Source organism: Musicola paradisiaca NCPPB 2511, assembly GCF_000400505.1.
Taxonomy (GTDB): Bacteria; Pseudomonadota; Gammaproteobacteria; order Enterobacterales; family Enterobacteriaceae; genus Musicola; species Musicola paradisiaca.
Map to the genome: position 1 here is coordinate 984293 of NZ_CM001857.1, position 6791 is coordinate 991083.

A 6791-nucleotide genomic window follows, 5' to 3' on the forward strand; every position below is an offset into this window, starting at 1 on the left:
GTGGGTTTCCCCACCATTTTTATATCTGCTTCCTTCCATGCGAAAGATTAATGAGTGATCTGCACCGTCAGAAAGTTGACGATGTCTCCAACCTTGATCATCTCCTTCTCGCCTTTACGGCGATGTTTGTATTCAATGTCGTCATTGTCCAGATTACGATCGCCGATTACGATCGTATGGGGAACGCCGATCAACTCCATATCGGCAAACATCACGCCAGGACGTTCTTTACGATCATCCAACAACACCTCGATGCCTTTGGCGCGCAGCTGCTGATAAATGCTCTCAGCGACTTCCTGAACTCGGAAGGATTTGTGCATATTCATCGGCAGGATAGCGACCTGGAATGGCGCGATCGCATCGGGCCAGATAATGCCGCGCTCATCATGGTTTTGCTCGATAGCGGCAGCGATGACGCGAGTTACGCCGATACCGTAACACCCCATGGTCAGCACCTGATTACGGCCATCTTCAACCTGTACTGTTGCTTTCAGTGCTTCAGAATATTTTGTACCAAGCTGGAATATATGGCCAACTTCGATACCGCGCTTGATGAGTAAGCTACCCCGGCCATCTGGGCTCTGGTCGCCTTCAACCACGTTGCGAATATCTGCGATCTGGGGAATGGTCACATCGCGTTCCCAGTTGATGCCGAAATAATGCTTGCCATCAATATTTGCGCCAGCACTGAAGTCACTCATGACGGCGACAGTTCGGTCGGCGACCAACGGAATCGGCAGATTGACTGGGCCGAGGGAGCCTGGGCCCGCTCCGATGATGGCGCGAATTTCTTCTTCGGTAGCAAATGTCAGTGGGCTGGCAACCAGCGCCAGTTTCTCCGCTTTGACTTCGTTGAGTTCGTGGTCGCCGCGAACCAGTAACGCAATCAGCTTGTGCCCGCTTTCTTCTGCTGCTTTGACCAACAGTGTCTTCACGGTTTTTTCTACCGGAACCTTAAACTGTTCCACCAATTCGGTAATGGTTTTGGCATTAGGCGTATCGACCAGGAGCATATCCTGACTTGGCGCCGCACGATTATGGGCGGGCGCCACGGCTTCAGCCAGCTCGATATTGGCAGCGTAGTCTGAGCCGGTAGAGAAGACGATGTCATCTTCACCGCTGGCTGCCAGCACCTGAAACTCATGCGATGCATTTCCGCCGATAGACCCGGTATCAGCCTGTACTGCGCGAAAATCCAGATCCATACGGCTGAAAATCTTGCTATAGGCTGCATACATGGCGTCGTAGGTTATTTGCAGGGATTCCTGAGTTGTATGAAAGGAATAAGCATCCTTCATCAGGAATTCGCGCGCGCGCATGATCCCGAAACGTGGCCGCACTTCATCGCGGAATTTGGTTTGAATCTGATAGAAATTCAGCGGCAGTTGCTTATAGGAGCTGATTTCATTGCGAATCAGATCGGTAATAACTTCTTCATGCGTTGGGCCGAGAACAAAAGGACGGTCGCCGCGATCAACGAAACGCAGCAGTTCCGGGCCATACTGTTCCCAACGACCACTTTCCTGCCACAGATCGGCGGGTTGAACTACTGGCATTGATACTTCGATAGCACCGGCGTTATTCATCTCTTCACGCACGATGTTTTCGACTTTTTTCAGTACACGCAACCCGGTCGGCAACCAGGTATAAAGGCCGGACGCCAGTTTACGGATCATTCCGGCGCGCAGCATAAGCTGATGGCTGATCACTTCGGCGTCGGCAGGCGTCTCCTTCAGGGTGGAGAGCATATATTGACTTGTACGCATGATGTTTGAGTTCCGTCAGAACAATAAATCGCATTAGCCGCTAGGCGGCTCAGGCATAAAAAAGTGGTTTAGTTTATCAGTGACAGCGGTTCCCAAAAAGAGACGCCGGGGTTTTTTAAACCCCGTCCAGGCTAATCACTTCGGTAAGGCCACCTGTAACGCGCCATTTGACATTAAATTCCAGCAACAACGCCGCATAATCTTTATGGTCAGCACTGGGTTTCCGGTAGGCCGGGCGGGGGTCTTGCGCCAAAACCTGAGTAATGAAACGGCGCAGATAGGGATAGCGCTGTTGGTGGATCATCAATTGTTGCTCGGCGTGGGACGAAAATGTCACCTGCATATCGGAGGACGGTGCCATCTGTGCGAAGCCGGCCCGGGCGTCGGAACGGCTTTCCGCAAAGGGCAGATAGGGTTTGATATCAATGACAGGCGTACCATCCACCAGGTCGAGGCTGCCTAATTCCAGAACCACCTTCCCGTCATGGGTACGGATAGCTTTCAGCTCGATCAACGACATTCCTACCGGATTGGGGCGGAAAGTGGAACGTGTGGCGAAAACACCCATGCGTGTGTTTCCACCCAACCGCGGCGGCCGAACTGTTGGTCGCCAGCCGCCCGACAAGGTTTGGTGAAAGATAAACAGTATCCAGAGATGGCTGAATTCAGACAGTCCGCGCACGGTTTCCGGGTGATGGTAAGGCGGGAGCAGATGGAGCTCTCCTCCTCCGTCTTCGATCAGGCCAGGCTGCCGGGGAATGGCAAATTTTTCTTTATAAGGCGAACGGATAACACCGATCTGCTCGAAACTGAATGAACTCATTGTGCAGAAACTTTCAGCGCGGAGCCTTGGCATATAGCTTGCCGATAGCACCCAGCTACATTGCTGACGATTTGACAATCATGCAACAGTACGGCGTTGGCTTTCATCGACGCAGCGCGGCTTTGCATTTTTTTCTTTGCGCTGGGTATGCTGGGCGGCGCATCCTGAGCACTAGCCTGACAGGATGAGCCGGACACTTCGCCCATATCCCTGAATGGCTTGCCTACAAGTTCTTCAGCGCTCTTGTAGAGTACCGCAGGAGCCGGATGTGGTGCGGGCTTGGGCTGTGGAGGCGTCTCTACCGCCGAGGGCGTCTGTGGCTGGGGAGCGGGCGCCGCCGGTTTATGAAGCAGTGAGCATCCTGTTAGTGATAATGCCAACAACAGAACGGGTACAGCGCGCATAAATTTTCCTCTGGCTCGATAAAGTGCGGTTATTGAAACAAGCAATCAGGAAAATAACAAGACGGGCAGAAGCCCGTCTTTTATCTATTTGATGCTTTTCTGTAAGCGTTAACTTACCAACCTTTCACTGCACCGCCATTGAAAACTTTCTGTGCTGCTTGTTCAACTTCATCAGACTGATAAGCCTTCACGAATTTTTTCACGTTCTCGGCATCTTTATTGTTTTCACGCGCAACCAGTAGGTTGACATACGGAGAGTCTTTGGATTCAACAAACAGGCCGTCTTTAGCCGGCGTCAAGTTGATTTGGCTGGCATAAGTGGTATTGATGATGGCCAGAGCGATTTGATCGTCATCCAGCGAGCGTGGCAACTGTGGTGCTTCCAGTTCCACCAATTTCAAGTTTTTCGGGTTTTCAACGATATCCAATGCAGTCGGCAATAAGCCAATATTGTCTTTCAGCTTAATCAGCCCAATTTTCTGTAGCAGCAGCAGAGAGCGGCCCAGGTTGGTCGGGTCGTTGGGCAGTGCGATTTGCGATCCGTTCTGCAGATCGTTTATCGATTTGATTTTTTTGGAGTAGCCGGCGATCGGATAAACAAAGGTGTTGCCGACGGCAACCAGTTTGTAGCCGCGATCTTTAATCTGCTGATCGAGGTACGGTTTGTGTTGGAAAGCATTCAGATCGATATCGCCTTTACTCAACGCTTCATTAGGCAGAACATAGTCATTGAACGTGACCAGTTCTACATCCAGACCATATTTTTCTTTGGCGACTTTCTGAGCGACTTCAGCAACCTGCTGTTCCGCACCGACAATCACACCCACTTTGATATGGTTGGGATTTTTCTGTTCCTGGCCGCATCCTGCGAGAGCCAGAACACTGATCAACGCGCCTACGGCAGCGAACGATTTTAATTTAATTGTCATTTTCCTACCTCTGTTTGAACGTTTTTAACCTGCACCGAAAAAATAGATACCGTGGCGCTCTCATTATTTACGAGTCACCGCTCGTACCACTCTGTCACCACAAAATTGAATCAGGTAAACCAGAATCACCAACAAGATCAACACGGTATTCATGACTAAAGGATTGTAGGTTACATATCCATATTGAATACCCAATTGCCCCAGACCACCCGCACCTACCGCACCACCCATCGCTGAATACCCTACCAGCGTGATAAGCGTAATCGTTGCAGCGTTCACCAAACCGGGCAACGCTTCCGGTAATAGCACTTTGCGAATGATTTGCATTGGGGTAGCGCCCATGGCGCGTGACGCTTCGATCAGCCCTGCAGGCAGTTCCAGCAGTGTATTTTCTACCATCCGAGCGATAAACGGCGATGCACCGATCGTCAGCGGTACAATCACCGCGTACAGGCCGATAGATGTACCGACAATCATGCGAGTGAATGGAATCATCCACACTAATAAGATGATAAATGGAATAGAACGAAAGACGTTCACTAATGCTGAAATCACGCGATATAGCGAGATATTTTCCATAATTTGCCCAGGGCGAGTGACATACAGCAGTACGCCGAAAGGCAATCCAACGGCAAACCCCAGAAAGCCGGAAGCTAAAGTCATAAATAACGTTTCCCAGATACTCCGGGCAAATAGCCACATCATTGCCTCAGACATAACCCAGTACCTCAATATTCACGTGATGTTCCTGCAAAAACTCGATGGCAGCGGCAATATCATCCTCTTGCCCGTGCATTTCTGTCAGCATAACGCCGAACTTGACTCCACCGGCATAATCCATTTGGGCGCTGATGATGTTGTTATTGACGCTGAATTTCCGAGAGATTTCAGAGAGCAGCGGCGCGTCGACGGATTGGCCAGTAAATTCAAGACGCAACAGCGGTATGCGGCTCGTTTCTACACTATCAGACAGCCGGGCTTGATAATCTTCCGGAATATCCAGATGCAATGTTGATTGAATGAACTGTTGTGCCAGTGGTGTTTTAGGATGGGAAAACACTTCGCTGACCGTGTCTTGCTCAATCAATTTCCCATCGCTGATGACCGCAACCTGATCACAGATACGTTTGACGACATCCATTTCATGAGTAATAAGCAGAATCGTCAGGCCCAGACGACGATTGATATCTTTTAGCAATTCCAGAATGGAACGGGTTGTCGCTGGGTCGAGCGCGCTGGTGGCTTCATCGCACAGTAATACCTTGGGATTGCTAGCCAATGCTCGTGCGATGGCAACGCGCTGCTTCTGCCCACCGGACAGGTTTGCAGGATAGGCGTCCTGTTTTTCCGACAGGCCGACTAATTCCAACAATTGGGATACTCGCTGTTTTATTTCAGTTGCGGGCGTGTTGTTCAACTCCAGGGGCAAGGCGACGTTGCCAAAGACGGTGCGAGAGGACAATAGATTAAAGTGTTGGAAGATCATGCCGATCTGGCGGCGAGCCTGAGTTAGCTGCCTCTCCGACAACAGCATCAGATCCTGACCGTCAACCAAAACGTTGCCTTGAGTCGGGCGCTCTAACAGGTTTACACAGCGAATTAATGTACTCTTGCCTGCACCTGAAGCGCCGATCACGCCGTAAATCTGGCCGGCAGGCACACGTAACGTCACGTTATCAAGCGCGGTGATCGCACGCCCGTTTTGTTGAAAAATTTTAGTAATATTAATAAGTTCTATCATGGTTTTTATAAAAAATGCCTGTGGTCAGATAAATAGCATTTATGCTGCCAGCTATAATTGAAGGGATGTTAAGGCGTCTAGACGTCCAAGTCAATCGAGATCCCTTATCGATGAAGATTCTCCAGAACGAATCAAAAGTGCGATACTATGCGGCAATTTACGCCATCAGGAGCGAATGTAAGTGGCAAACCAAATTCCAGCAATTTTTCTTGATCGTGACGGAACCATAAACGTTGACCATGGCTACGTACATGAGATCGATCAGTTTCAGTTTATTGATGGCGTTATAGATGCCATGCGTGAACTTAAACAAATGGGGTTCGCATTGGTACTCGTTACTAATCAGTCTGGGATTGCTCGCGGAAAATTTACTGAAGAGCAATTTATGCAACTGACAGAGTGGATGGATTGGTCATTAGCGGATCGCGGGGTCGATTTGGACGGTATTTACTTCTGTCCCCACCATCCAGATGCCGGAGAAGGCGAATATCGTCAACAGTGCGATTGCCGCAAACCTCAGCCTGGAATGCTGGTATCGGCCCAGCGTTATTTGCATATTGATATGACTGCCTCTTATATGGTGGGAGATAGAGTTGAAGATATGCAGGCGGCGATAGCTGCAGAGGTGGGGACTAAAATTCTTGTCCGTACAGGTAAACCCATCAGTAGTGAGGGCGAAAAACTGGCCGATGCGGTGATTGATAGTCTTGCTGATCTGCCTAAATGGATAAAACAGCGCAATAAATAGGCTGCAAGGTGGAAAAATGCGCGAATGGAAGAAAAGATCGAGAAAGTGGTTGTGCTGTCCGTTCGGATCCCTATAATGCGCTTCCACTGAGACGGCAACGGCGGAACGCCAGCGCGGTTCAGGACGGAGAAAGGCTAAAAAAAGTCGTTGACTCCGAATGAGGAAGGCGTAGTATACGCCACCTCGCGACAGCAGGCTGAGGCCGGTCGCAGCGCTCTTTAACAATTAATCAGACAATCTGTGTGGGCACTCGCAGGACACTTCGGAACGAAAGAACTGAAAGTCTTGAAGAGTGAACAACAGTTAATTCATTACGAACTAACGACAGTAAATTCTTTGAGCACCGCTTCTCGAGCAGAAGCAAATCAAACTTTAAATTG

Annotated in this window: 7 protein-coding genes; 1 reads left to right on the top strand and 6 read right to left on the bottom strand. The window is 49.8% G+C overall.

The genetic code is table 11. The annotated features are described in order from the left end of the window. Positions 1-47: 47 nt before the first annotated feature. The 6 genes from proS to metN all read right to left on the bottom strand — a co-directional run bounded on the left by proS (position 48) and on the right by metN (position 5663). A complete protein-coding gene (proS, locus tag DPA2511_RS04475) occupies positions 48-1766 on the bottom strand; it encodes a proline--tRNA ligase (RefSeq protein ID WP_012764501.1) in 1719 nt (572 codons plus the stop codon). Between the two features lie 115 nt (positions 1767-1881). Next, on the bottom strand, positions 1882-2589 hold the full coding sequence (tsaA, locus tag DPA2511_RS04480) for a tRNA (N6-threonylcarbamoyladenosine(37)-N6)-methyltransferase TrmO (RefSeq protein ID WP_012764502.1): 708 nt from the start codon (positions 2587-2589) through the stop codon (positions 1882-1884). Next, on the bottom strand, positions 2586-2993 hold the full coding sequence (rcsF, locus tag DPA2511_RS04485; RefSeq protein ID WP_012764503.1) for an Rcs stress response system protein RcsF: 408 nt from the start codon (positions 2991-2993) through the stop codon (positions 2586-2588). Before rcsF ends, tsaA begins: the two co-directional genes overlap by 4 nt. A 113-nt stretch (positions 2994-3106) precedes the next feature. Beyond that, positions 3107-3922, bottom strand: a complete 816-nt coding sequence (locus DPA2511_RS04490; RefSeq protein WP_012764504.1) for a MetQ/NlpA family lipoprotein — start codon at positions 3920-3922, stop codon at positions 3107-3109. A 63-nt stretch (positions 3923-3985) separates the two neighbouring features. After that, positions 3986-4639, bottom strand: coding sequence for a methionine ABC transporter permease MetI (locus DPA2511_RS04495; RefSeq protein ID WP_012764505.1), 654 nt, complete (start codon positions 4637-4639; stop codon positions 3986-3988). After that, positions 4632-5663, bottom strand: coding sequence for a methionine ABC transporter ATP-binding protein MetN (gene metN, locus DPA2511_RS04500; RefSeq protein WP_012764506.1), 1032 nt, complete (start codon positions 5661-5663; stop codon positions 4632-4634). The genes DPA2511_RS04495 and metN overlap by 8 nt, the downstream gene beginning before the upstream one ends. A gap of 181 nt (positions 5664-5844) precedes the next feature. On the opposite strand from metN, the gene gmhB reads away from it, so the two are divergent. Then, positions 5845-6411 (top strand): D-glycero-beta-D-manno-heptose 1,7-bisphosphate 7-phosphatase, encoded by a 567-nt coding sequence (gmhB, locus tag DPA2511_RS04505; RefSeq protein WP_012764507.1) that lies wholly within the window; start codon positions 5845-5847, stop codon positions 6409-6411. Positions 6412-6791 lie beyond the last annotated feature (380 nt).

Coding starts and splice junctions, on each gene's coding strand:
- tsaA (WP_012764502.1), bottom strand. CDS start 2,589: ATGAGTTCATTCAGTTTCGAGCAGATCGGTGTTATCCGTTCGCCTTAT.
- rcsF (WP_012764503.1), bottom strand. CDS start 2,993: ATGCGCGCTGTACCCGTTCTGTTGTTGGCATTATCACTAACAGGATGC.
- DPA2511_RS04490 (WP_012764504.1), bottom strand. CDS start 3,922: ATGACAATTAAATTAAAATCGTTCGCTGCCGTAGGCGCGTTGATCAGT.
- DPA2511_RS04495 (WP_012764505.1), bottom strand. CDS start 4,639: ATGTCTGAGGCAATGATGTGGCTATTTGCCCGGAGTATCTGGGAAACG.
- metN (WP_012764506.1), bottom strand. CDS start 5,663: ATGATAGAACTTATTAATATTACTAAAATTTTTCAACAAAACGGGCGT.
- proS (WP_012764501.1), bottom strand. CDS start 1,766: ATGCGTACAAGTCAATATATGCTCTCCACCCTGAAGGAGACGCCTGCC.